24 protein-coding genes are annotated in these 23,149 nt (G+C 71.5%); 6 read left to right on the top strand and 18 right to left on the bottom strand.

The genetic code is table 11. The features are described 5' to 3' along the window. Positions 1–39: 39 nt before the first annotated feature. From ACZ43N_RS08630 to hisI, 5 genes are all read right to left on the bottom strand, one after another. A complete protein-coding gene (locus tag ACZ43N_RS08630) occupies positions 40–504 on the bottom strand; it encodes a DUF2752 domain-containing protein (protein WP_468095994.1) in 465 nt (154 codons plus the stop codon). Between the two features lie 79 nt (positions 505–583). Beyond that, positions 584–859, bottom strand: a complete 276-nt coding sequence (locus ACZ43N_RS08625) for an HGxxPAAW family protein (RefSeq protein WP_468095992.1) — start codon at positions 857–859, stop codon at positions 584–586. Between the two features lie 188 nt (positions 860–1,047). Further along, entirely contained in the window at positions 1,048–1,692 is a 645-nt protein-coding gene (locus ACZ43N_RS08620) for a TIGR02234 family membrane protein (RefSeq protein WP_468095990.1), read from the bottom strand. A 52-nt stretch (positions 1,693–1,744) separates the two neighbouring features. Then, positions 1,745–3,223 carry an anthranilate synthase component I gene (locus tag ACZ43N_RS08615; protein WP_390951846.1) on the bottom strand — a complete coding sequence of 493 codons (1,479 nt, stop codon included), beginning with the start codon at positions 3,221–3,223 and terminating at the stop codon, positions 1,745–1,747. Between the two features lie 11 nt (positions 3,224–3,234). Next, positions 3,235–3,681 carry a phosphoribosyl-AMP cyclohydrolase gene (gene hisI / locus ACZ43N_RS08610; protein ID WP_468095989.1) on the bottom strand — a complete coding sequence of 149 codons (447 nt, stop codon included), beginning with the start codon at positions 3,679–3,681 and terminating at the stop codon, positions 3,235–3,237. Between the two features lie 215 nt (positions 3,682–3,896). Between hisI and ACZ43N_RS08605 the strand changes: the two genes are divergently transcribed. Beyond that, positions 3,897–4,532, top strand: coding sequence for a TIGR03085 family metal-binding protein (locus ACZ43N_RS08605; RefSeq protein WP_468095987.1), 636 nt, complete (start codon positions 3,897–3,899; stop codon positions 4,530–4,532). Positions 4,533–4,611: 79 nt separating this feature from the next. Here ACZ43N_RS08605 and hisF read toward each other — a convergent pair whose 3' ends face one another. From hisF to hisD, 8 genes are read right to left on the bottom strand one after another with little or no spacing between them, the layout of a single operon-like run. Beyond that, positions 4,612–5,367 (bottom strand): imidazole glycerol phosphate synthase subunit HisF, encoded by a 756-nt coding sequence (gene hisF / locus ACZ43N_RS08600; RefSeq protein WP_468095986.1) that lies wholly within the window; start codon positions 5,365–5,367, stop codon positions 4,612–4,614. Then, a complete protein-coding gene (locus ACZ43N_RS08595; protein WP_468095984.1) occupies positions 5,364–5,786 on the bottom strand; it encodes a RidA family protein in 423 nt (140 codons plus the stop codon). Before ACZ43N_RS08595 ends, hisF begins: the two co-directional genes overlap by 4 nt. Next, a complete protein-coding gene (gene priA / locus ACZ43N_RS08590; protein WP_468095983.1) occupies positions 5,783–6,508 on the bottom strand; it encodes a bifunctional 1-(5-phosphoribosyl)-5-((5-phosphoribosylamino)methylideneamino)imidazole-4-carboxamide isomerase/phosphoribosylanthranilate isomerase PriA in 726 nt (241 codons plus the stop codon). The genes ACZ43N_RS08595 and priA overlap by 4 nt, the downstream gene beginning before the upstream one ends. A 3-nt stretch (positions 6,509–6,511) precedes the next feature. Then, the gene (gene hisH, locus ACZ43N_RS08585; RefSeq protein ID WP_468095981.1) at positions 6,512–7,180 is read right to left on the bottom strand and encodes an imidazole glycerol phosphate synthase subunit HisH; all 669 of its coding nucleotides are present in this window, start codon (positions 7,178–7,180) and stop codon (positions 6,512–6,514) included. Then, positions 7,177–7,341 carry a hypothetical protein gene (locus tag ACZ43N_RS08580; protein WP_468095979.1) on the bottom strand — a complete coding sequence of 55 codons (165 nt, stop codon included), beginning with the start codon at positions 7,339–7,341 and terminating at the stop codon, positions 7,177–7,179. Before ACZ43N_RS08580 ends, hisH begins: the two co-directional genes overlap by 4 nt. Beyond that, entirely contained in the window at positions 7,338–7,931 is a 594-nt protein-coding gene (gene hisB / locus ACZ43N_RS08575; RefSeq protein WP_468095977.1) for an imidazoleglycerol-phosphate dehydratase HisB, read from the bottom strand. The genes ACZ43N_RS08580 and hisB overlap by 4 nt, the downstream gene beginning before the upstream one ends. Then, positions 7,928–9,037 carry a histidinol-phosphate transaminase gene (locus tag ACZ43N_RS08570; RefSeq protein ID WP_468095976.1) on the bottom strand — a complete coding sequence of 370 codons (1,110 nt, stop codon included), beginning with the start codon at positions 9,035–9,037 and terminating at the stop codon, positions 7,928–7,930. The genes hisB and ACZ43N_RS08570 overlap by 4 nt, the downstream gene beginning before the upstream one ends. Beyond that, positions 9,034–10,404, bottom strand: a complete 1,371-nt coding sequence (gene hisD / locus ACZ43N_RS08565; protein WP_468095975.1) for a histidinol dehydrogenase — start codon at positions 10,402–10,404, stop codon at positions 9,034–9,036. Before hisD ends, ACZ43N_RS08570 begins: the two co-directional genes overlap by 4 nt. Positions 10,405–10,587: 183 nt before the next feature. On the opposite strand from hisD, the gene ACZ43N_RS08560 reads away from it, so the two are divergent. From ACZ43N_RS08560 to ybaK, 4 genes are all read left to right on the top strand, one after another. Then, on the top strand, positions 10,588–12,171 hold the full coding sequence (locus ACZ43N_RS08560; RefSeq protein ID WP_468095973.1) for an oxidoreductase: 1,584 nt from the start codon (positions 10,588–10,590) through the stop codon (positions 12,169–12,171). A gap of 149 nt (positions 12,172–12,320) precedes the next feature. After that, entirely contained in the window at positions 12,321–13,379 is a 1,059-nt protein-coding gene (locus tag ACZ43N_RS08555; RefSeq protein ID WP_468095971.1) for a hypothetical protein, read from the top strand. A gap of 11 nt (positions 13,380–13,390) precedes the next feature. Then, positions 13,391–14,131 (top strand): LON peptidase substrate-binding domain-containing protein, encoded by a 741-nt coding sequence (locus tag ACZ43N_RS08550; RefSeq protein WP_468095970.1) that lies wholly within the window; start codon positions 13,391–13,393, stop codon positions 14,129–14,131. A 51-nt stretch (positions 14,132–14,182) separates the two neighbouring features. Continuing rightward, positions 14,183–14,692, top strand: coding sequence for a Cys-tRNA(Pro) deacylase (ybaK, locus tag ACZ43N_RS08545; RefSeq protein WP_468095969.1), 510 nt, complete (start codon positions 14,183–14,185; stop codon positions 14,690–14,692). 198 nt (positions 14,693–14,890) lie between these two features. Here the strand turns inward: ybaK and ACZ43N_RS08540 are convergent, their stop codons facing one another. The 4 genes from ACZ43N_RS08540 to ACZ43N_RS08525 form a co-directional block, all read right to left on the bottom strand. Then, positions 14,891–15,544: a DUF2567 domain-containing protein gene (locus ACZ43N_RS08540; protein ID WP_468095968.1), complete on the bottom strand. Its 654-nt coding sequence runs from the start codon at positions 15,542–15,544 to the stop codon at positions 14,891–14,893. Between the two features lie 34 nt (positions 15,545–15,578). After that, positions 15,579–16,439: an ABC transporter permease gene (locus tag ACZ43N_RS08535; protein WP_468095967.1), complete on the bottom strand. Its 861-nt coding sequence runs from the start codon at positions 16,437–16,439 to the stop codon at positions 15,579–15,581. A 70-nt stretch (positions 16,440–16,509) separates the two neighbouring features. Further along, positions 16,510–17,535 (bottom strand): ABC transporter ATP-binding protein, encoded by a 1,026-nt coding sequence (locus ACZ43N_RS08530; protein ID WP_468095966.1) that lies wholly within the window; start codon positions 17,533–17,535, stop codon positions 16,510–16,512. Between the two features lie 133 nt (positions 17,536–17,668). Further along, complete coding sequence (locus ACZ43N_RS08525; protein WP_468095965.1) at positions 17,669–18,880, bottom strand: NYN domain-containing protein; 1,212 nt, start codon at positions 18,878–18,880, stop codon at positions 17,669–17,671. A gap of 243 nt (positions 18,881–19,123) precedes the next feature. On the opposite strand from ACZ43N_RS08525, the gene ACZ43N_RS08520 reads away from it, so the two are divergent. Beyond that, the gene (locus ACZ43N_RS08520; protein ID WP_468095964.1) at positions 19,124–19,288 is read left to right on the top strand and encodes a hypothetical protein; all 165 of its coding nucleotides are present in this window, start codon (positions 19,124–19,126) and stop codon (positions 19,286–19,288) included. Positions 19,289–19,396: 108 nt separating this feature from the next. On the opposite strand, the gene dnaE is transcribed toward ACZ43N_RS08520, so the two are convergent. Further along, complete coding sequence (gene dnaE, locus ACZ43N_RS08515; RefSeq protein ID WP_468095962.1) at positions 19,397–22,936, bottom strand: DNA polymerase III subunit alpha; 3,540 nt, start codon at positions 22,934–22,936, stop codon at positions 19,397–19,399. Between the last annotated feature and the right edge of the window lie 213 nt (positions 22,937–23,149).

Below are 23,149 nucleotides of genomic sequence, written 5' to 3'. Positions count from 1 at the left end.
GTTGACGGCGGTCCCACCAGCTGGACCTTTCCCGTTCGATCAAGGGTGCAGCCATTCCCCGAACGGCAGGTTCCGGACCATCGTGAAGGCAGCCACGGACGCGCCGAGCGCCCACAGCCACAGCGGCCGGAGTTCGAGCCGCATCGGTCGTCCGCGTGCCGCCCGGACCACCCAGACGGTCCACAGCACCGCGAACGCCAGAAAGGCGGCCACCGCGAGCGCGTTGTCCCTGAGGGCGGTGGCGAGGTCACCGTGGGCGAAGGCGTGGGCGCTGCGCAGCCCGCCGCAGCCAGGGCAGTACAGGCGGGTGAAGCGCCAGAGCGGGCAGACGGGGTAGTGGCCGGGTTCGTTCGGGTCCACGGCCGCGACATACGCGAAGGCACCGCCGACGGCCGCGAGGGCGGCGGCCGGCGCCCACAGCCGGCGCGGCGCCCCGCTCTGAGCGGCCCGTCCGGTGTGCGGGGGTGGCACGACTGGCTGGGTCTCGGCGTTCACACACCGCATTGTGCCCGGCGCGCGCCGTACCCGCGCGAGAAGGGTGGTCGGGCGCCGTACGGCGCACCGGACCACCCTGCGCGGAACGTCAGCTCTTGGCGGGAAGGGGCTCGCCGCTGACGGCCTTGGCCTCTTCCGTCGCCGCGCCCGACCAGTCGTCACCGTGCGCCGACTTCGCCTGACCGAGGCCCATGGACTTCATGATCAGGCCCACGACACCGCCGAGGAGGACGATGACCATGCCCGCCCAGAATCCCAGCGGTTCGGCCATCACCATGTAGGCGCCCGAGACGCAGAAACCGATGAAGGCGATGGTGACGCCGGTCCAGGCGGCCGGGGTGTGGCCGTGGCTGCTGCCCGCCATGACTTGCTCCTCGTTGCTCAGTTGCTCCATGCGAGTGCTCGATGCGTGTCACTCGATGCCTGTGGTGAGTCGGACGCTCGTCGTCCATTGTTCCGTACGCCCACGAGTGCCTCGAGCGGGGGTCCGTCCCCGCCCGGCCCGACCCGTCGACGGGCCGCAAGGCCGGTCTGCCGGTGCCGGGCACCGGTCTACGCCGGGTCCCCTCCTGTGGGGTCCTCGCCCCGGTCCAGGGCCTTCCACATGTCCTCGGGCCGGTCGGGGTCCACCGGCTTGGCCTTGCGCTGCCGGGGCGTGCCGTCGCGCTCGTAGCGGCCGGACATCCCGGGCCACAGCCGTCCGTACCGGAGGGCGAGCAGCCCGGCCAGCAGGATGAGGGCGCCGCCGACCGCCGCCACGTACGGCCAGCCGGTGTGGCTGAGCGCGCCGACGGTGGCGGAGGCGTCGCCGGAGGCCTCGGCGGCCTTGTCGTCGAGCGCCGAGCTGTCGTAGGCCCCGTACAGCGCGGCGGCGATGGTGCCCGCGCCGGACAGGGCGAGCAGCACGGCGACCAGCACGCGCCCGGAGCGGCGGACGGCGAAGACGGCGACGAGCGCGGCGAGGCCCACCACGGCGAGCGCCGCGGGCACGCCCGTGATGTCGCTGCCCTTGGCGGTCAGCGGGAAGGCGCCGCCGGCCACCGACGCCGTGCCCTCGGACCAGCGCTGACGGGTGGCGAGCAGCGCGACGGCGGCGCCGAGCGCGCCGCTCAGCAACGCCAGGGCGAGGCTGCGCCGGCCGGAGCGGACGAACGCGGGCTCGGAACGGGGGTGAGGTACTGCGGTCACGTACTCCACTATCGCCTGAGCCCCGGGTGGGTTGTCACCCGGGGCTCACGTGAGAAGCGCCCTATTGTCCGAGTCGGTTCGCCGTGTGCACGGCACGCAGCACCGCCGCCGCCTTGTTGCGGCACTCGGTGTCCTCGGCGACGGGGTCGGAGTCGGCGACGATGCCCGCGCCGGCCTGGACGTAGGCCGTGCCGTCGCGCAGCAGGGCCGTGCGGATGGCGATGGCGGTGTCCGAGTCGCCCGCGAAGTCCAGATAGCCGACGCAGCCGCCGTACAGGCCGCGGCGGGACGGCTCCAGCTCGTCGATGATCTGCATCGCGCGGGGCTTGGGGGCACCGGAGAGGGTGCCGGCGGGGAAGCAGGCGGTCAGCACGTCGAACGCGGTGCGACCGGCGGCGACGCGGCCGGTGACGGTGGAGACGATGTGCATCACGTGGGAGTACCGCTCGATGGACATGAAGTCGACGACCTCGACCGAGCCCGGTTCGCAGACCCGGCCCAGGTCGTTGCGCCCCAGGTCCACGAGCATGAGGTGCTCGGCGCGCTCCTTGGGGTCGGCGAGCAGTTCGTCGGCGAGGGCCTGGTCCTCCTGCGGGGTGGCGCCCCGGTGCCGGGTGCCGGCGATGGGGTGGACCATGGCCTGTCCGTCCTCGACCTTGACCAGGGCCTCGGGCGAGGAGCCGACGACGTCGAAGCCGTCGAACCGGAACAGATACATGTAGGGGGAGGGGTTCGTCGCCCTGAGGACGCGGTAGACGTCCAGCGCGCTCGCCGTGCACGGGGTCTCGAAGCGCTGGGAGGGGACGACCTGGAAGGCCTCGCCCGCGCGGATGCGCTCCTTGATGTCCTCGACGGCCTCCTGGAAGTCGGGGCCGCCCCATCGAGCGGTGTACTCGGGCAGTTCGGAGGGCGGGAGGACCGCCGGGGGCTGGGCGACGGGCCGGGTGAGGTCGGCCTGCATGGCGTCGAGGCGGGCGACGGCGTCGGCGTAGGCCTCGTCGACGCCCGTGTCCAGGTCGTTGTGGTTGATGGCGTTGGCGATCAGCAGGACCGAGCCCTCCCAGTGGTCCATGACCGCCAGGTCGCTCGTCAGCAGCATGGTCAGTTCGGGCAGCCGCAGGTCGTCCTGCTCGCCGGGGCCGATCTTCTCCAGGCGGCGCACGATGTCGTAGCCGAGGTAGCCGACCATGCCGCCGGTGAAGGGGGGCATGCCCTCCTGGTGCGGGGTGTGGAGTGCCTCGATGGTGGCGCGGAGGGCGGCGAGGGGGTCGCCGTCGACCGGGACGCCGACCGGCGGGGTGCCGAGCCAGTGCGCCTGACCGTCCCGGGCGGTGAGGGTGGCGTGGCTGCGGACACCGACGAAGGAGTAGCGGGACCAGGAGCGGCCGTTCTCCGCCGACTCGAGGAGGAAGGTGCCGGTGCGCTCGGCGGCGAGCTTGCGGTAGAGCGCGACCGGGGTGTCGCCGTCGGCGAGGAGCTTGCGGCTGACGGGGATGACACGGCGGTCGGAGGCCAGCTTGCGGAAGGTCTCGAGGTCCATGGCGGCTGACCTTACTGATCCAGTGACGGTGCGACGGAATCGGCGCCGCCCTCGACGGACTTGAGGACGTCCTCGTCGAAGCAGGTGCGGGCGCCGGTGTGACAGGCGGCCCCGACCTGGTCGACCTTGACGAGGACCGTGTCGGCGTCGCAGTCCAGGGCGACCGACTTCACCCACTGGAAATGACCGGACGTATCGCCCTTGACCCAGTACTCGCGGCGGCTGCGCGACCAGTAGGTGCAGCGTCCGGTGGTGAGGGTGCGGTGGAGTGCCTCGTCGTCCATCCAGCCGAGCATGAGCACCTCGCCGGTGTCGTACTGCTGGGCGATGGCGGGCAGGAGCCCGTCGGCGCTGCGCTTGAGGCGCGCGGCGATCTCGGGGTCCAGCGCGCTGGGAGCGCCGGGGCCGCTCGGGGCGCCGGGACCGCTGGGGCTGCTGGGGGACGGCGTGCTGGTCATGAGTGCCATTGTGCCGCGCCGCGGCGATCCTCCCCGCCCGTTGTCCACAGGCCGGACCACATTGTCGTACGAACAACTCCCGTTCGGAGGACGGCTCCGCGGGGGGCCGGGCCGCGCCCCGGCCACCGAGCGCGGCCCCGCAATCGCACGGCCCCTGCCGCCGTGTCGGCGGGCCCGCACTGGGCGGCCGGTGACGCCGGTCGTAGGCTGGCGGCATGTCGACCCATGCCAAGCGTGAACGGCTTCTCTTCGCTGACCTGTTGGAGACCTCGGGCCCCGATGCCCCCACCCTGTGCGAGGGGTGGACGACCCGGGATCTCGCCGCGCATGTGGTGGTGCGGGAGCGTCGCCCCGACGCCGCCGGGGGCATCCTCATCAAGCAGCTCGCCTCCCGCCTGGACCGGGTGATGGAGGAGTTCGCCGCAAAGCCGTTCGAGGAGCTGATCCAGCTCATCCGGACCGGCCCGCCACGTTTCTCGCCCTTCTCCCTCAAGCAGATCGACGAGGCGTCCAACACGATCGAGTTCTACGTCCACACCGAGGACATCCGCCGCGCCCAGCCCGACTGGTCCCCACGCGAACTCGACCACGTCTTCCAGGACGCCCTCTGGTCCCGGCTGGAGCGCGCCGCCCGTCTCATGGGCCGCGGCTCCCCCACCGGCCTGGTCCTGCGCCGCCCGGACGGCCGCACGGCGGTCGCCCACCGGGGCACTCCGGTCGTCACCGTCACCGGTGAGCCCTCGGAGCTGCTCCTGTTCCTCTACGGCCGCCAGCAGGTCGCCGACGTGGAACTGGAGGGCGAGAAGGAGGCGATCGCCAGGCTGCACGAGACGAAGCAGCTGGGGATCTGACCGGATCCGCCCGGCCGCCTGCGCCCAGGCGTGAGCCCCGGCCACCAGGTGACCGGGGCTCACGCGGAACCGGCGGGTGTCACCTCACCGGGTGGCCCGCTTCCCGCAGCGCGTTCTTGACCTCGCCGATGCGGAGGTCTCCGAAGTGGAAGACCGAGGCGGCGAGGACGGCGTCGGCGCCGGCCTCGATGGCCGGGGGAAAGTCGGTGAGCCTGCCGGCACCGCCGGAGGCGATGACGGGGACCGTGACGTGCTTGCGGACGGCGCTGATCATCTCCAGGTCGTAGCCGTCCTTCGTGCCGTCCGCGTCCATGGAGTTGAGCAGGATCTCCCCGGCGCCCAGTTCGGCCGCCCGGTGGGCCCACTCGACGGCGTCGATGCCGGTGCCCTTGCGGCCGCCGTGGGTGGTGACCTCGAAGGAGCCGGACTCCGTGCGCCGGGCGTCCACCGACAGGACCAGGACCTGGCGGCCGAAGCGCTCGGCGATCTCGCGGATCAGGTCGGGGCGGGCGATCGCCGCGGTGTTCACGCCGACCTTGTCCGCGCCCGCCCGCAGCAGCTTGTCGACGTCCTCGGCGGTACGGACGCCGCCGCCGACGGTCAGCGGGATGAAGACCTGCTCGGCGGTGCGGCGCACCACGTCGTAGGTGGTCTCGCGGTTGCCGGAGGACGCGGTGATGTCGAGGAACGTCAGCTCGTCGGCGCCCTCGGCGTCGTACACCTTGGCCATCTCGACCGGGTCGCCCGCGTCACGCAGGTTCTGGAAGTTGACTCCCTTGACGACCCGGCCGTTGTCCACGTCCAGGCAGGGGATGACTCGGACCGCCAGGGTCATGAATCCACGGCTCCTTGGGAAGGCCTCTGGCCCTTGAATGCTTCGACTTCTACTTCGACGAGGACGCGCGGGTCGAAGAAACCGTCCACGACCAGCAGGGTCGCGGCGGGGCGCACGGGCTCGAACAGCTCCCGGTGGGCCCGCCCGACCGCGTCGACGTCCCGCAGGTGCGCCAGGTACATCCTCGTCCGGATCACGGACTCGGCGCCGAGCCCGAACTCGCCGAGCGCCTCGACCGCGCTGGTGAAGGCCACCTTGGCCTGCTCGTACGGGTCGCCCTCCCCGTACAGGACATCGCCCTTGAAGGACGTGGTGCCCGCCACCAGCACGCGGTCGCCCGCCGCGACGGCCCGCGCGGAGCCGAAGGACTCCTCCCAGGAACTCCCGCTCTGCACCCGCCGCACGGCATCGGACGTCATGACGACACAGCCTCCAGGGCCTCTTCCAGGGTGAACGCCTTCGCGTACAGGGCCTTCCCGACGATGGAGCCCTCGACACCGAGGGGCACCAGCTCGGCGACGGCGCGAAGGTCGTCGAGGGACGACACGCCGCCGGACGCCACGACCGGACGGTCGGTGACCGCGCAGACGTTGCGCAGCAGCTCCAGGTTGGGGCCCTGGAGCGTGCCGTCCTTGGCGATGTCGGTGACGACGTACCGGGCGCAGCCCTCCTTGTCGAGGCGCGCCAGCGTCTCGTAGAGGTCGCCGCCGTCGCGGGTCCAGCCGCGGCCGCGCAGGGTCGTGCCCTTGACGTCGAGGCCCACCGCGATCCTGTCGCCGTGCTCGGCGATGACCTTGGCGACCCACTCGGGGGTCTCCAGGGCGGCGGTGCCGAGGTTCACGCGGGTGCAGCCGGTGGCGAGCGCCTTCTCCAGGGAGGCGTCGTCCCGGATGCCGCCGGAGAGCTCGACCTTGATGTCCATCGCCCGGGTGACCTCGGCGACCAGCTCGCGGTTGTCGCCGGTGCCGAAGGCGGCGTCCAGGTCGACCAGGTGCAGCCACTCGGCGCCCGCCCGCTGCCAGGAGAGGGCGGCCTCCAGCGGGGAGCCGTAGGAGGTCTCCGTGCCGGACTCGCCGTGCACGAGGCGGACGGCCTGGCCGTCGCGGACGTCGACGGCGGGGAGGAGTTCGAGCTTTGCCATGGTCTACAGGGTTCCGATCCAGTTGTTCAGCAGCTGCGCTCCGGCGTCGCCGGACTTCTCGGGGTGGAACTGCGTGGCCCACAGGGCGCCGTTCTCGACGGCCGCCACGAAGGGCTTGCCGTGCGTCGACCAGGTGACCTTGGGTGTGGTGAGGGTCGGGTTGTGCGTCTCCAGGGTCCAGTCGTGGACGGCGTAGGAGTGCACGAAGTAGAAGCGGGCGTCGGCGTCCAGGCCGGCGAACAGTTCGGAGCCGGGCGGGGCGTCGACGGTGTTCCAGCCCATGTGGGGCACGATCTCGGCCTGGAGCGGCTCGACCGCGCCGGGCCACTCGTCGAGGCCCTCGGTCTCCACACCGTGCTCGATGCCGCGGGCGAAGAGGATCTGCATGCCGACGCAGATGCCCATGACGGGGCGTCCGCCCGCGAGCCTGCGGTCGATGATCCAGTCGCCGCGCGCCTCCTTCAGGCCCTTCATGCAGGCGGCGAAGGCGCCGACGCCGGGCACCAGGAGCCCGTCCGCGTTCATCGCCTTGTCGAAGTCACGCGTTATCTCGACCTCGGCTCCCGCGCGCGCGAGAGCGCGCTCGGCGGAGCGGACGTTGCCGAAGCCGTAGTCGAAGACGACGACCCGCTTGGCGGGAGTGGTCCTCGCCCCCGCGTTCTCGGTGCTCAATTCCACACCTCCAGCCTCATGACGCCCGCGACCAGACACATCGCGGCGCCGATGGAGAGCAGCACGATGAGGCCCTTCGGCATCTGCTGCTTGACGAAGGAGATGATCCCGCCGACCAGGAACAGACCGACGACGATCAGGATGGTCGAGAGGCTGTTCACAGCGCGCCCTTCGTGGAGGGCAGGATCCCGGCCGCGCGCGGGTCCCGCTCGGAGGCGTAGCGCAGGGCGCGGGCCAGCGCCTTGAACTGGCACTCGACGATGTGGTGGGCGTTGCGCCCGTACGGCACGTGCACGTGCAGCGCGATCTGGGCCTGGGCGACGAAGGACTCCAGGATGTGCCGGGTCATCGTGGTGTCGTACTCGCCGATCATCGGCGCCATCTTCTCGGGCTCGGTGTGCACGAGGTAGGGGCGGCCGGAGAGGTCGACGGTGACCTGGGCGAGGGACTCGTCCAGCGGGACCGTGCAGTTGCCGAAGCGGTAGATGCCCACCTTGTCGCCCAGGGCCTGCTTGAAGGCGGCGCCGAGCGCGAGGGCGGTGTCCTCGATGGTGTGGTGGGAGTCGATGTGCAGGTCGCCGTCGGTCTTCACGGTCAGGTCGAACAGTCCGTGGCGGCCGAGCTGGTCGAGCATGTGGTCGTAGAAGCCGACCCCGGTGGAGATCTCCGTGCGGCCGGTGCCGTCGAGGTCGATCTCGACGACGACCGACGTCTCCTTGGTGACCCGCTCCACGCGTCCTACGCGGTTCATGCGCTCTGCTCCTTCTTCAGTTCACGTACCGCGTCGAGGAACGCGTCGTTCTCGGCCGGGGTGCCGGCGGTCACCCGCAGCCACCCCGGTACGCCGTTGTCCCGGACCAGGACGCCCCGGTCGAGGATCTTCCGCCACACCTCGTGCGCGTCGGCGAACGTCCCGAACTGCACGAAGTTGGCGTCGGACTCGGTGACCTCGTAGCCGATGGCGCGCAGCTCGGCGACCAGCCGGTCCCGCTCGGTCTTCAGCTGTTCGACATAGCCGAGGAGGGTGTCGGTGTGCTCCAGGGCGGCCAGCGCGGTCGCCTGGGTGACGGCGGAGAGGTGGTACGGCAGCCGCACGAGCTGGACCGCGTCCACGACCGCCGGGTGCGCGGCGAGGTAGCCGAGGCGCAGACCGGCGGCGCCGAAGGCCTTGGACATGGTGCGTGAGACGACGAGATTCGGCCGTCCTTCGAGCAGCGGCAGCAGGGAGTCGCCGTGGCTGAACTCGATGTAGGCCTCGTCGACGACGACCATGGACGGCTTGGCCGCCTGGGCCGCCTCGTACAGGGCGAGGACCGTCTCCGGCGGGACCGCGTTGCCGGTGGGGTTGTTGGGGGTGGTGACGAACACGACGTCGGGCCGGTGCTCGGCGATGGCCCGCTCGGCCGCCGCGAGGTCGATCGTGAAGTCGTCATTGCGGGGCCCGGAGATCCAGCCGGTGCCCGTACCGCGCGCGATGAGCCCGTGCATCGAGTACGACGGCTCGAAGCCGATGGCCGTACGGCCGGGTCCGCCGAAGGTCTGCAGCAGCTGCTGGATCACTTCGTTGGAGCCGTTGGCCGCCCAGACGTTCGTCACGTCCACGGCGAACCCGGAGGTCCGCGTCAGGTACTCCGCGAGCCGGGTCCGCAGCTCCACCGCGTCCCGGTCGGGGTAGCGGTTGAGGTTCCGTGCCGCCTCGCGCACCCGCTCGGCGATCCGTTCGACCAGCGGCTCGGGCAGGGGATAGGGGTTCTCGTTGGTGTTCAGCCGTACGGGGACGTCGAGCTGGGGCGCGCCGTAGGGGCTCTTGCCGCGCAGTTCGTCCCGGACGGGAAGATCGTCGATTCCGAAGCTCACTGACCAGGTACCTTCCAGCCGCGTGTCCACTGTTCGGCTCCGCCACGTGTCCACTGTTCGGCTCCGCCAAAACGTGCCTTGATCGCCGCGCCGTGGGCGGGCAGGTCCTCCGCCTCCGCCAGCGTGACCACGTGGTGCGCGACCTCGGCCAGCGCGTCCTTCGTGTAGTCGACGATGTGGATGCCGCGCAGGAAGGACTGGACGGACAGACCGGAGGAGTGGCAGGCGCAGCCGCCGGTCGGGAGCACGTGGTTGGAGCCCGCCGCGTAGTCGCCGAGCGACACGGGCGCCCACGGCCCGATGAAGATGGCGCCCGCGTTGACGACACGCTCGGCGACCGCCGCGGCGTCGGCCGTCTGGATCTCCAGGTGTTCGGCGCCGTACGCGTTGACGACCCTGAGGCCCTCGTCGATGCCGTCGACCAGGACGACCGCGGACTGCCGGCCCGCGAGCGCGGGGCGGATCCGGTCCTCGATGTGCTTGGTGGCCTCGACCTGCGGGCCCAGTTCCTTCTCCACCGCGTCGGCCAGCGCGACGGAGTCGGTGACGAGCACGGCGGCGGCGAGCGGGTCGTGCTCGGCCTGGCTGATCAGGTCGGCGGCGACGTGCGCCGGGTCGGCGGTGTCGTCCGCGAGGACCGCGATCTCGGTGGGGCCCGCCTCGGAGTCGATGCCGATGACGCCGGTGAAGTACCGCTTGGCGGCGGCCACCCAGATGTTGCCCGGCCCGGTGACCATGTTGGCCGGCGGGCAGGACTCGGTGCCGTAGGCGAACATCGCGACGGCGGTGGCGCCGCCGGCCGCGTACACCTCGTCGACGCCGAGCAGGGCGCACGCGGCGAGGATCGTGGGGTGCGGCAGCCCGCCGAACTCGGCCTGCGCCGGGGAGGCGAGGGCGATCGAGGGGACGCCCGCCTCCTGCGCCGGGACCACGTTCATGATCACCGAGGAGGGGTAGACCGAACGGCCGCCGGGGGCGTAGAGGCCGACACGCTCGACCGGCACCCACTTCTCGGTGACGGTGCCGCCGGGCACGACCTGGGTGGTGTGCGTGGTGCGGCGCTGCGCGCGGTGGACGAGGCGGGCGCGGCGGACGGACTCCTCCAGGGCCGCGCGGACGGCAGGGTCGAGCTGGTCCAGCGCGTCCGCGAGGGCCTCGGCCGGGACCCGGACGGAGGTGAGGCGTACGCCGTCGAACTTCTCGGCGAAGTCGATCAGCGCCGCGTCCCCGCGATGATGCACGGCCTCGCAGATCGGACGCACCTTCTCCAGGGCGGCCGAGACGTCGAAGTCGGCTCGGGGCAGCAGGTCGCGCAGGGCGGGTCCCTTCGGGAGGGCGTCGCCGCGCAGATCGATTCGGGAGATCACAGGCCCAATTCTCTCAGACCGCGGTCGGCGGCTGTCCGCACGTTCCAATGGCTGATACGCGTCGGAACGAGAACCCGGAAGATCCTCTTCACGTCTAGCGTTCGGGATGTCACTCAGCGGGCATCACCAGCATGAACTGTTGTGCGATACACGTGAGTGGTGGAGACGGAGGAAGGAAGAGCCGTGACCGAGGGTGCCGCCATCCGGGACGACGGAGACCTCCCGGACGACCTCACCGCCGCCGAGGCCGGTATGTGGCAGGCATTCCGCAACGGCAGCGTGTACGACCTCCGCAGCGGCGACACCGCCGAGGACGATCCGCACGGCGGCCACCCCTGGGGCCCGGAGCGGACGGTACGGGCCCGGATCGTGGCCTGGCTGCTGCTCGACGGGCCGCCCGCGCTGGCCGGCCGGGTGTCCGCGCTCAAGCTGGTCGGCGTGCAGATCAAGGACGTCCTGGAGCTGGCGGGCGGCCAGGTGGTCCCGTACGTGGAGATGAAGTCCTGCCGCTTCGAGAAGGAGATCCTGCTGCCGGAGGCCCGGTTCACCACGGTACGGCTGGTGGACTGCTCGGTGCCGCGGCTGGAGGCGGCCCGGCTGCACACGGAGGGCGATCTGCACCTGCCGCGCTGCCGCTTCCACAACGGGGTGCGGCTCGCCGACGCGCACATCGGCACCGATCTGCTGCTCAACCAGGCGGTCGTCTACCGTGACCGGCACGGCCGCTCCCTGTCCGCCGACGGCCTCAGCGTCGCCCAGGACGTGCAGGCGGAGATGCTGGAGTCGCACGGCGAGCTGAGCCTGCGCGGCGCGACCGTCGGCGCGTCGCTCAGCCTGCGCGGCAGCCGGCTCGCCAACCCCTACGGCCGCCTCGCCCTCAACGCGCCCCAGCTGACCGTCGAGCGCACCCTGTATCTGACCCCCGCCGGCGTCGGCAACCCGCTCTACACCAGCGGCAGCACGCCCGCGCGCGGCACCCGCGTCCAGCGGTTCGAGTGCCAGGGCGGGATACGGCTGGACGACGGGCGCTTCGGGGACGCCGTCGACCTGGAGCGGGCCAGGTTCACCTTCACGGACGAGCAGGAGCTGTCGCTGCGCCGGGTCCAGGTGCCCGAGCTGCGCTTCCTCGGCGAGAAGCCGGAGCGCGGCAAGGTCGTGCTGTCCGGCGCCCGCGTCGGCGTCCTCATCGACCGGGCGGACAGCTGGCCCGGCCCGGGCAACCTCCAGATGGGCGGCTTCCAGTACGAGAACCTCGTACCGCGCGACCGGTTCCCGCTCGCCGGACGTCTGGAGTGGGTGGCGGCGGCCACCCCCGAGTACCAGCCGGAGCCGTACGAGCGGCTCGCGACGGTGCTGCGGGCCAGCGGCGACGACGAGGGCGCCCGGGACGTGCTCCTCGCCAAGCAGCGCCACCGGCGGGAGAACCTGCCGCTCGCGGCCAAGCTGTGGGGCTACGCGCAGGACTGGACGGTGGCGTACGGGTACCGGCCGGGCCGGGCGGTCGTGTGGATGGCGCTGCTGTGGGCGCTCGCCTCGTACGCCTTCTCGCACGCGGACCATCCGCCGATCAAGAGCGGCGAGCACCCGCACTGGAGCCCGTCCCTGTTCGCCCTGGATCTGCTGCTCCCGGTGATCGATCTCGGTCAGGTCGGCTACTGGCAGCTGCGCGGCGGCTGGCAGTGGCTGGCCGTGGTGGTGATCCTGCTGGGCTGGATCCTCGCGACGACGGTCGCCGCGGGTGCCACGCGGCTGTTGAGCAGGAACTGAAAAGGTTGTGGAGAGGCACAACCGGAGTCGCTCCCCCACCGTCTTCCCACCGAACCACCGACCACGACACCACCGTCGACCGCTGCACCAGGACGGTGAGCACCGGTCCGCGCGGAGCGGCACCGGCCGGGCGCAAAGGGGGCGCGCCAATGGACCTTCTGCGTGCGCTCGTGCGTACGGCCCGGATGGTGAGGCACACCTCGGGGCTCGCCGACGGTCTGCCCGCCGACGACGAGGTGCTGCTGGACGCCCCCGACGAGCGGCTCGGGCCCGCGCTGGTCGCGGCCGGCCGGGGTGAGTACGCCCCCGTGGCCGGGCTCCTCGCGATGACGCGTGAGGCGGCGGAGTGGGAGAACCGCGACCGGTACGCGCTGCGGCTCGCCGCCTTCGCCCGCGCCACGGACGAGTGGCTGCACAACTGGCGGCGCGCCGCCCCGCACGACCCTGATGTCCTGCTGGTCGGGGCCGAGCTGGCGGTGACCCGCGGCTGGCACTCCCCGGCCAGGGCGGAACTGCTGCGCGAGGCGGGTCCGTTGATCATGGCGGCCGCCGAGGGCGAACCGCGCGACCCCGTGCCGTGGCGGATCGCCCTGGACCACGCCCGGGGCACGGGCGTCGGCCGCACCGGCTTCGCGCGGCTCTGGGCGGAAGCGGTCCGCCGCTCCCCGCACCACTACGGCTGTCATGTCTCGGCCCTGAAGTACCGCTCCGCCGCCTGGTACGGCTCGCACCACGAGTGCTTCGACTTCGCGGAACGGGCCGCCGAGGAGGCTCTGCCCGGCTCCCTCATCCAGGCCCTTCCGGTGCGGGCGGCGTTCGCCCATCTCGTCGGTGGCGGCGGCCCCGAGGTGCGGCGCGCCCGGCTGGACGAGGCGGCGGACCGCGCGATCGCGCTCTCCGCCGAGTACCCGCCCGGCGACCCGTGGCCCGCCGAGGTCCGCAACCTCCTCGCCTATGTCCTCGTCCGCCTCGAACGCTGGCAGGACGCCCTGGAGCAGCTGCGCAGGATCGGCCCGTACGCCACCTCGTTCCCCTGGGACCGGGTCTCGGACGATCCGCTGGGCCAGTTCCTCCAACTGCGGGACGGGGTACGGCTGGAGGTGGCGTCCTCGACACCACTGCTGACGAGGTCCCGGAAGCGTGCCGGACGGCCCGCGGCGAGGTCACAAACGAGTACGGGCGAACGCGCGCGCCCCGACGACGACTAGGCTCTGGCCTCGTGACCACCGTCCGGCTGCCGCTCTTCCCCCTGAACTCGGTGTTGTACCCGGGGCTCGTGCTTCCTCTGAACATCTTCGAGGAGCGCTACCGCGCCATGATGCGCGAGTTGTTGAAGACCCCCGAGGACGAACCACGCCGCTTCGCCGTCGTCGCCATCCGCGACGGCCACGAGGTCGCGCCGAGCGCGCCCGGCATGCCGGATCCGACGGCGCTCCCCGAGCGCGGGCCGACCGCCGGGTTCGGCGACGACCCGGCCAAGGCGTTCCACTCCGTGGGCTGCATCGCCGACGCGGCCACCATCCGGGAGCGCGACAACGGCACGTTCGAGGTCCTCGCCACCGGCACGAACCGGGTACGACTGCTCTCCCTGGACACGACCGGCCCGTTCCTCATGGCGGACCTGGAGGAACTGCCGGAGGCACCCGGCGACGAGGCGGGCGCGCTCGCGGAGGGTGTCCTGCGGGCCTTCCGCCAGTACCAGAAGCGTCTGGCGGGAGCGCGGGAGCGCTCGCTGTCGACGGGCTCGGACCTTCCCGACGAGCCTGCCGTGGTGTCGTATCTGGTCGCCGCGGCGATGATGCTCGACACCCCGGCCAAGCAGCGGCTCCTCCAGGCCCCCGACACCGCGTCCCGGCTGCGCGACGAGCTGAAACTCCTGCGCGCCGAGACCGCCATCATCCGTAGTCTGCCGTCGTTGCCCGCGTCGGAACTGACGCGGGGTCCGACGAGCCTCAACTGAGGACGGCTCCAGGACACGGCTCCAGGACACGGCTACCAGGAACAGGCTGGGATGGCGAAGAAGTCGAAGAAGCAGCAGGCGGGGGGCACTCCGGCGACGGTGGCGCTGACCGCGGCGGGCGTGGAGTTCACCGTCCACGCCTATGAGCACGACCCGTCCCACCCCTCCTACGGCGAGGAGGCGGCGGAGGCGATGGGCGTCTCGCCCGAGCGCGTCTTCAAGACCCTCGTCGCGGACGTCGACGGCGCGCTGGTCGTCGCGGTGGTGCCGGTCGCGGGCTCACTGGACCTGAAGTCCCTGGCGACGGCGGTCGGCGGCAAGCGGGCGGCGATGGCGGACCCCACCCTCGCCGAACGCACCACGGGGTACGTCCGCGGCGGCATCTCCCCCCTGGGCCAGCGCAAGAGGCTCCGCACCGTCCTCGACGAGTCGGCCTCCGGGCACGCCACGATCTGTGTCTCGGCCGGGCGTCGGGGGCTGGAGGTGGAGCTGGTGCCGGGGGATCTGGCGGCGTTGACGGGTGCGACGATGGCGCCGATCGCCAGGGTTCAGGGCGCCTGACAACTCGGGGGTGCGTGTGATTCGGCGACTGCGGGTGCGTTGTGGTTTCTCGCGCGGTTCCCCGCGCCCCTGAAGGGTTGGGCCTGCGGCCCGCCCTTCAGCTGAAAAGCACGGGGCGCAGCCCCGGACGCTTTTCAGGTGCGCGGGGAATGCGCGAACAACCCCCACCCACCCGCACCCGCACCCCGCGGCCCCGAGTTACTTGGCGCCCTCGTACTCCTCGAACCGTTCCGGATCCCGCGGCCCGAACAGCCCCGTCAGCGCGAGGTGCACCAGCAACCCCGCCAGCGGCCACGCCAGCAACGCCCCCTTCGCCGCCAGCTTCAGTGGCGCGGAGAACGTCACCCCCCGCCCCGCTTCCTTCGCTCGTGCCGCCACATCCGTGCCGGGCCCGAGCCACACCCCGAGCCGCCACGCCACCACGGCACCCAGCAGCCCGCCCACGGCGAGCGCCACGGCCAGCGGCACACCCCCGCGCCGCCGCAGGAGAAAGACGAGGAGCGCGCTGAGCGCGCCCATGCCCAGCGCGAGCAGCGTGAACGTTCCGTCGACGCCGACGGCCTGCTCGCCCTCGGTGTCCTCGAAGTAGACCGCCGACCCGTCGGAGACGAGCGGCACGTGCGGCGCGAGCCACCACCACAGCACTCCGAGCAGCACCCCGCCGACCAGCGTCATGACCACCGTGACGACGGCGGCCTCCAACAGCTCTCTCCCCAGCCCGGGCCCGGACGGCTCCTCCGGCTCGTGCCATACGTGCCCCACGCCGTGTCCGCCGGTGGGCGGCGAGTCCCAGGGGTCGGTCTGCGGCTGGTGGTGCGGCTGCGGCGGAGGCGAAGAAAACGGTGCGGTCACTCTGACATCGTGCCAGGCGCGGCCGTGCGGCGCGTCACCGGACAGCGGCCCGGCGGTACGCCCAGGTGGCGACGGCGAGCGAGACGACACCGACGCCCGCGCACACGGCGAGGTCGCCGAGGACGAACGCCCAGTCGGGGTTCGGTCCGAAGGTCCGCGCGAAGGCCTCGACACCGTAGGTGGAGGGCAGCAGGTCGCGGGCGAACCGGATCAGGCCCGGCATCCGGTCGGCCGGGAGCACGCCCAGCAGCAGCGCCGCCGACATGCCCAGCTGGCCGAGGACGGTGGCGAGTTCGGGGCGGGGGGCGAGCAGGCCCAGCGCGGCGCCGAGCCCGGCGAGGGCGGCCCCGGCGAGCGGGATCACCGCGGCGAGCACCCACAGATGAGCCAGGGGCAGCCCGAACAGCACGCACCCGAACACCGCCGTGACCACGGTCCCCGGCACGGTGAACGACGCGTACGCGCCCGCGGCGCCCAGTACGACGGCGGCGGGCGGCACCGGCAGGGTCGCGTAGTGGTCGAGGCCGCCGCTCGACCGCAGCTGACCGAAGTACTGCGCCAGCAGGTTCAGCGCCACGAACGCGACGACGAGCACGGACGAACCGGCGACGACGGCCCGCGCCTCGGCCCCGCCGTCCACCACTCCGCGCATCAGGACCATGATCCCGATCGACTGGAAGGTGGCGACGAACAGCAGCGGGATCCGCGCGACCCGCGCCCGGGAGAGCTGTGCCCGGTACACGGCGGCGAGGGAGGGCCACAGCCGGGCGCGGGGCCCCAGCTCGGCGGGCTCCCGCTCCGCTCGCTCCTCGACTGCCAGGGCACTGCCCGGCAGGGCCTCGGCGGGTACGACACTCACGTCGAGCTGCTCCTTCGCGCTTCGGCTGTCGCCCATTCTCGTACGGCTGCGGCAGCCCTGCCGTTCACGCCCGTACCGGCCGCTGTCCGGCCCATGCCCGCGCCCCTCACGCCTTGACCAGCCCCTGAGCGTGACCCGCGCTGCCGCCGAGCGCCAGGTAGACGTCCTCCAGGCTCGGTGTGGCGAGCGTGAAGTCGTCGAGCGCCACGAAGGCGGCGCCTCCGGTGACGGTGGCCACCACCGCGCGCGCCTCCTCCGGCGCGAGCCGCAGCGTCCAGCGGCGTCCGGACTCCACGGCCCGGGGCAGCAGGGCGGCGACCTCCGGCACCTCCAGCGGGGCCCGCTCGCGCCACACCAGTTCGACGCGGACCTCGCCGGCGACCTTCTCCTTCAGCCCGGCCGGGGTGTCACAGGCGATGACCCGTCCCTGGTCGAGGACAGCGACCCGGTCGAGGACGGTCTCGGCCTCGATGACGTTGTGGGTGACCAGCAGGACGGTGGTGCCGGACTCGGCGCGCCGCCGGTCGACGGCCGCCCACACGGACCGGCGGGCCACCGGGTCCATGCCGCTGGTCGGCTCGTCCAGCACCAGCAGCGGCCGCTCCCCGACCAGCGCGGTGGCGAAGCAGGCGAGCCGGCGCTGCCCTCCGGACAGTTTCTTCAGCGGCCGTGAGGCGAGGCCGCTCAGCCCGAGTTCGTCGAGGACGGCGTCCCGCTCGGCGCGTGCCCGCCGTACGTCGAGGCCGCGCAGCCGTCCGGTGGTCTCGGCGGCGAGTGCCACGGTCAGCTCGTCCAGCGCGGTCGACTCCTGGCCCAGGTAGGCGAGGATGCGCGCGGCCCGCTCCGGGTGGCGCACGATGTCGTGCCCGAGGATCTCGACGGTGCCGTCGTCGGGCCGCATGAGCCCGGTCAGCTGCCGCACGAGTGTGGTCTTGCCGGCCCCGTTGGGCCCGAGCAGTCCGAAGATCTCCCCGCGCCGGACCTCGAGACAGACCGCGTCGTTGGCCCGTACCTCGGGGGTTCCCGGCGCCCCGCGCCGCCCCCGGGTCGCCGGATAGGTCTTGGTGAGGCTCCGCACGGCACACACGACATCCCCGTCATGCCGGACCGCCTGTGCCGAACGCGTACTCACGAGGGACGAGCCTACGGGGTCCCGGCCACCGAATTACCTCCGGGTCACCCCTCCAGGGGCGCGGGAAGCGGCACCACGCGCCACCACGACCCGGCGGCCGCCCGCGAACGGGCAGGCCGGAGCCATGAGGCGCTCACTCTCCGGCCGGCGCGTGTTCCGCGGCCGTCCGCACATCGATCTCCCGCCAGAACCCGGCCCGGATCGCATACCGGTCGTGCTCGTCGATCTGGTCGTCCTTGTGCGCCAGGAGCCCGAACCGCGCCGCGTACCGCAGCAGCTCCCCGTCCACCCGGTGCGGCACCCGCGGATACATCGCGGACAGCTTCTGCAGATGGGACTGGTCGGTCAGCCGCGACATCCACCGCCGCGCGAACACCTGTCCGACCTCGAAGGGATCGCCGCCGACGGTGGTGATGTCCTCCTCGCGGTCGGCCCAGCGCTGCTCGGCCGTCGTCAGCTGCGCCAGCGTCGGCATCGCCGCCTCCTCCGGCGACTCCGCCGCGACACCGGGCCGGTCCACCCACCCCTTGTCGGAGGACCACCGCAGCGTGGCGGTCGTCGCAGCCGGCGCGGTGTGCGCGCCGGGCCCGCGCAGGGCGGCGAGGTCCTTCGGCGTCGGTACGCCCTTGGCCGCGGCCGGCACTCGCTCCGCGGTGCCGTTGCGCCCCACGGGGGCCTGCTCGGGTTCGGGGGCCGCCCGCTCCGCGCCGGCCAGGGCCGAGTCGGGGAGGGGCGCCGACAGGATCGCGGCGATCTCCGGGCGGGGTACGGGAGGAGGCGCGCAGATCCCGCCGAGTTCCTTGGCCCGCACGGCCTTGGTGATCCACGCCCGGTCGAGCACCCGCCGCTCGTCGGCCTCGGCGACCAGGTCCTCGGACTGGTTGTAGTCCCCGTCGGCGGCCTGCACCGCCCACAGGTGTACGGCGACACCGTGCTCCTTGGCCGCCATCATGCCCGGCAGCAGATCCCCGTCGCCGGTCACGAGCACCACGTCGGAGCAGGCCCGGTTGCGGGCAAGTTCGGTCAGCTCGGCGTGCATGGCGGCGTCCACGCCCTTCTGTGCCCAGCGCCCGTCGCTGCGGGTCAGCGCGCCCAGCCGGACGGTCACCCGGGGCATCACGCGCAGCCTGCGGTGCTCGGGCTGCGGTACGCGGTCGGGGGCGCCGTCGAACCAGTAGATGCGCAGCAGGGGGCGTTCGGTGTCTGCCTCGGCGCGTTCGCGCAGACCCTGGATGAGGGCCGTGTGGTCGACGGTGATGCGGGAGCGGGAGGGTTCCCCGGCGAGGAGGCTGGCGGCCGCGCCGAGCAGATACCCGGCGTCCACCAGGACGATGCAGCGGTCCACGCGATCCACCCTCTTTCCGGGAGGTGTGCTTAGGGCTTCCTTCGAGTCTGCCCGACCTGGCGGAGGTTAACGGCCGGAACTGGATCATCGGCGTGGCGTACTCGCCGGTCGCGCCGTCCATCGCGCCGCAGGTGACGACAACGGTCGTCACGGACGGTGATTCCCCGACATGCGCGGCGTGTCGGGCTATGTGAATCTGGTCGCGGCCCTGGCCCCTAGATCCCCCACAGGAGGCAGATCACCATGGCCAAGAACAAGAAGCAGGACCGTAAGCAGCCCCAGTCCGAGCGTGGTCAGCGGGAGGTGCAGCAGTCCTCCATGGAGTCGACCGCCGACCAGCACGTCTCCTCGGTGACCCCCGGCGACATGGCCCGCAAGGGCCGGCACAAGCGCTTCGGTCACAACTGACATCCGCGTGACGGGCTGTTCGCAGCCCCGTTGCACCGAGGGGCGCATCCGCGAGTTCCGGATGCGCCCCTCGCGCGGTCACGCCCCTCGGTCCCCCGAGGTCCGCTCTCAGCCGGCCAGGCAGGACGGACCGAGCAGCACCTTCAGGTCGCCGAAGAGGGCCGGGTCCGGCTTCACCCGGTGCCGGTCGAGGCGCAGCACCGTGGTCTTGGTGGGCCCCTGGAGCCTGATGCGCACCTCGCTCTCGCCCTTGTGGTGGGTGAGGATCTCGCCGAGCCGGCTGACCATCGGCGGGGTCACCCGGGTGGCGGGGATGGTGAGGATCACGGGCGCGTTGGTGCCCGCGTTGGACAGGTCGGGGACCTGGAGCTCCATCGCGACGAGCCGGGGGATGTCCTCGCGTTTGTCGAGGCGGCCCTTGACGAAGACGACGGCGTCCTCGACGAGCTGGGTGGAGACGAGCTGGTACGTCGCCGGGAAGAACATGCACTCGATGGAGCCGGCGAGGTCCTCGACGGTGGCGATGGCCCAGGCGTTGCCCTGCTTGGTCATCTTGCGCTGGAGGCCGGAGATGATGCCGCCGATGGTGACGACCGCGCCGTCCGCGTGCTCGCCGCCGGTGAGCTGGGCGATGCCCGCGTCGGCCTTGTCGGACAGCACGTGCTCCAGGCCGAAGAGCGGGTGGTCGGAGACGTAGAGGCCGAGCATCTCCCGCTCCTGGGCGAGGAGATAGGCCTTGTCCCACTCGTCGTCGGTGAACTGCACGTCGAGGCCGAAGCCGGGCTCGCTGCTCTGCTCCTCGCCCATGCCGCCGAAGAGGTCGAACTGGCCTTCGGCCTCCTTGCGCTTGACCGCCACCACGTTGTCGATCATCGGCTCGAACTGCGCGGTGAGGCCCTTGCGGGTGTGTCCCAGGGTGTCGAAGGCACCGGCCTTGATCAGTGATTCCGTGGTGCGCTTGTTGCAGGCGGCGGCCTCGACCTTGTCCAGGTAGTCGGGGAAGGAGGCGTACTTCCCCTTCGCCTTGCGGGACCGGATGATCGCGTCGACCACGTTGGTGCCGACGTTGCGCACGGCCTCCAGGCCGAACAGGATCACGTCGTCACCCTGGGCGGCGAAGTTGTGCACCGACTCGTTGACGTTCGGCGGGAGCACCTTGATGCCCATGCGCCGGCATTCGTTCAGGTAGATCGCGGACTTGTCCTTGTCGTCCTTGACCGAGGTGAGGAGCGCGGCCATGTACTCGGCCGGGTGGTTCGCCTTGAGGTAGGCGGTCCAGTAGGAGACCAGCCCGTACGCGGCGGAGTGCGCCTTGTTGAAGGCGTATCCGGCGAAGGGGACCAGCACGTCCCACAGGGCCTGGATGGCCTCGTCGCTGTAGCCGTTCTTCTGGGCGCCGGCCTGGAAGATGGTGAAGTTCTTCGCCAGTTCGTCGGGCTTCTTCTTGCCCATGACGCGGCGGAGGATGTCGGCCTCGCCGAGCGAGTAGCCGGCGATGATCTGGGCGGCCTTCTGCACCTGCTCCTGGTAGACGATCAGACCGTAGGTGACGTCCAGGACCTCCTTGAGCGGCGCCTCCAGCTCGGGGTGGATCGGCGTGATCTCCTGCTGCCCGTTCTTGCGCAGCGCGTAGTTCGTGTGGGAGTTCATGCCCATCGGGCCCGGCCGGTACAGAGCCGACACGGCGGAGATGTCTTCGAAGTTGTCGGGCTTCATCAGGCGCAGCAGGGAGCGCATGGGTCCGCCGTCGAACTGGAAGACGCCGAGGGTGTCGCCGCGCTGGAGCAGTTCGAAGGTCGTGGGGTCGTCCAGCGGCAGCGACAGCAGGTCGATGTCGATGCCCTTGTTGGACTTCACCATCTTGACGGCGTCGTCCATGATCGTCAGGTTGCGCAGGCCGAGGAAGTCCATCTTCAGCAGGCCGAGCGACTCGCAGCTCGGGTAGTCCCACTGGGTGATGGTCACGCCGTCGGTGTGCCTGACCCAGACGGGGACGTGCTCGGTGATGGTCTCGCTGGACATGATCACGCCGGCGGCGTGCACACCCATCTGCCGGACCAGGCCCTCCACACCGCGGGCGGTGTCGATGACCTTCTTCACGTCCGGTTCGTTCTCGTACATCGACCGGACCTCGCCCGCCTCCGAGTAGCGGGGGTGGCTGGGGTCGGTGATGCCGGAGAGCGGGATGCCCTTGCCGAGGACGTCGGCGGGCATGGCCTTGGTGATGCGGTCGCCCATCGCGTACGGGTAGCCCAGTACGCGCGCGGAGTCCTTGATGGCGTTCTTGGCCTTGATGGTGCCGTACGTGCCGATCATGGCGACCTTGTCGGCGCCGTACTTCTCGGTCACGTACCGGATCACCTCGACGCGCCTGCGCTCGTCGAAGTCGATGTCGACGTCGGGCATCGAGATGCGCTCGGGGTTGAGGAACCGCTCGAAGATCAGGCCGTGCGGGATGGGGTCGAGGTCGGTGATGCCGAGGGCGTAGGCGACGATCGAACCGGCCGCGGAACCCCGGCCGGGGCCGACCGCGATGCCCTGCTTCTTGGCCCACATGATGAAGTCGGCGACGACGAGGAAGTAGCCCGGGAAGCCCATCGAGATGATGGTGTCCATCTCGTACTCGACCTGCTTCATGCGGTCGTCCGGGATGCCGTCCGGGAAGCGGCGCTGCATGCCGCGCATGGTTTCCTCGCGGAACCAGCTGACCTCCGTGTACCCCTCGGGGATGTCGAACTTGGGCATCAGGTCGCGCTTTTCGAACATGCCCTTGGTGTCGACCATCTCGGCGATCAGCAGGGTGTTGGCGCAGCCCTCCTGCCAGGCGTCCGAGGAGTCGATGGCGTACATCTCGTCCGTGGACTTCAGGTAGTAGCCGGTGCCGTCGAACTTGAAGCGGTCCGGGTCGGAGAGGTTCTTGCCGGTCTGGATGCACAGCAGGGCGTCGTGCGCGGTCGCCTCGTGGGCGTACGTGTAGTGCGAGTCGTTGGTGACCAGCGGGGGGATGCCGAGCTTCTTGCCGATCTCCAGCAGGCCGTCGCGGACCCGGTGCTCGATCTCGATGCCGTGGTCCATCAGCTCCAGGAAGTACCTGTCCTTGCCGAAGATGTCCTGGTACTCGGCGGCCGCCTTCAGCGCCTCGTCGTACTGGCCGAGGCGCAGCCGGGTCTGCAGCTCACCGGAGGGGCAGCCGGTGGAGGCGACGATTCCGTCGGACCACTTGGCGATGGTCTCCTTGTCCATACGGGGCCACTTCTGCAGCCAGCCCTCGGCGTAGGCGTCCGAGGAGAGGCGGAAGAGGTTGTGCAGGCCCGTCGCGTTCACCGCCCACATCGTCTTGTGGGTGTAACCACCGGAACCGGAGACGTCGTCGCGCTTCTGGTGCGGCTGGCCCCACTGGATCTTGCGCTTGTTCCGCCGGGACTCGGGGGCGACATAGGCCTCGATGCCGATGATCGGTGTGATCCCGGCCTTCTGCGCGGAGTGGAAGAAGTCGTACGCGCCGTGGAGGTTGCCGTGGTCGGACATCGCGATGTGGGTCATGCCCATCTCGTTGCACGCGTTGAACATGTCCTTGAGCCGCGCGGCACCGTCCAGCAGCGAGTACTGGGTGTGGACGTGCAGGTGCGTGAACGGCGGCTTTGACACGGCTTCGGCCTCCAGGGAGAACTGCGGACGACAGGTCGACGACGGGTCCCCGACGGGCTGCGGACAGTCTGGGGGACAGCGTCGAAGTCTATGCCTCGGCACTGACACCGCGAGGGCTCTCCCCCGTACCTTTCGTGAAGGAGTCGCGGGCACTCCCGCGCCCCTTCGGACGTTGCCCAGGGGACGGACCAGCCGTCCCATTCGTCATGTACC

This window comes from Streptomyces sp. NPDC030814, assembly GCF_055572155.1.
The sequence above is the reverse complement of the archived record's forward strand: the minus strand, read 5'-3'. Positions and strand labels throughout refer to the sequence as shown.

Coding starts and splice junctions, on each gene's coding strand:
- ACZ43N_RS08555 (WP_468095971.1), top strand. CDS start 12,321: ATGGACCTTCTGCGTGCGCTCGTGCGTACGGCCCGGATGGTGAGGCAC.
- ACZ43N_RS08605 (WP_468095987.1), top strand. CDS start 3,897: ATGTCGACCCATGCCAAGCGTGAACGGCTTCTCTTCGCTGACCTGTTG.
- ACZ43N_RS08625 (WP_468095992.1), bottom strand. CDS start 859: ATGGCGGGCAGCAGCCACGGCCACACCCCGGCCGCCTGGACCGGCGTC.
- ACZ43N_RS08615 (WP_390951846.1), bottom strand. CDS start 3,223: ATGGACCTCGAGACCTTCCGCAAGCTGGCCTCCGACCGCCGTGTCATC.
- hisF (WP_468095986.1), bottom strand. CDS start 5,367: ATGACCCTGGCGGTCCGAGTCATCCCCTGCCTGGACGTGGACAACGGC.
- ybaK (WP_468095969.1), top strand. CDS start 14,183: ATGGCGAAGAAGTCGAAGAAGCAGCAGGCGGGGGGCACTCCGGCGACG.
- priA (WP_468095983.1), bottom strand. CDS start 6,508: ATGGCAAAGCTCGAACTCCTCCCCGCCGTCGACGTCCGCGACGGCCAG.
- hisI (WP_468095989.1), bottom strand. CDS start 3,681: ATGACCAGCACGCCGTCCCCCAGCAGCCCCAGCGGTCCCGGCGCCCCG.
- ACZ43N_RS08535 (WP_468095967.1), bottom strand. CDS start 16,439: ATGGGCGACAGCCGAAGCGCGAAGGAGCAGCTCGACGTGAGTGTCGTA.
- hisB (WP_468095977.1), bottom strand. CDS start 7,931: ATGAACCGCGTAGGACGCGTGGAGCGGGTCACCAAGGAGACGTCGGTC.
- ACZ43N_RS08630 (WP_468095994.1), bottom strand. CDS start 504: ATGCGGTGTGTGAACGCCGAGACCCAGCCAGTCGTGCCACCCCCGCAC.
- ACZ43N_RS08520 (WP_468095964.1), top strand. CDS start 19,124: ATGGCCAAGAACAAGAAGCAGGACCGTAAGCAGCCCCAGTCCGAGCGT.
- ACZ43N_RS08595 (WP_468095984.1), bottom strand. CDS start 5,786: ATGACGTCCGATGCCGTGCGGCGGGTGCAGAGCGGGAGTTCCTGGGAG.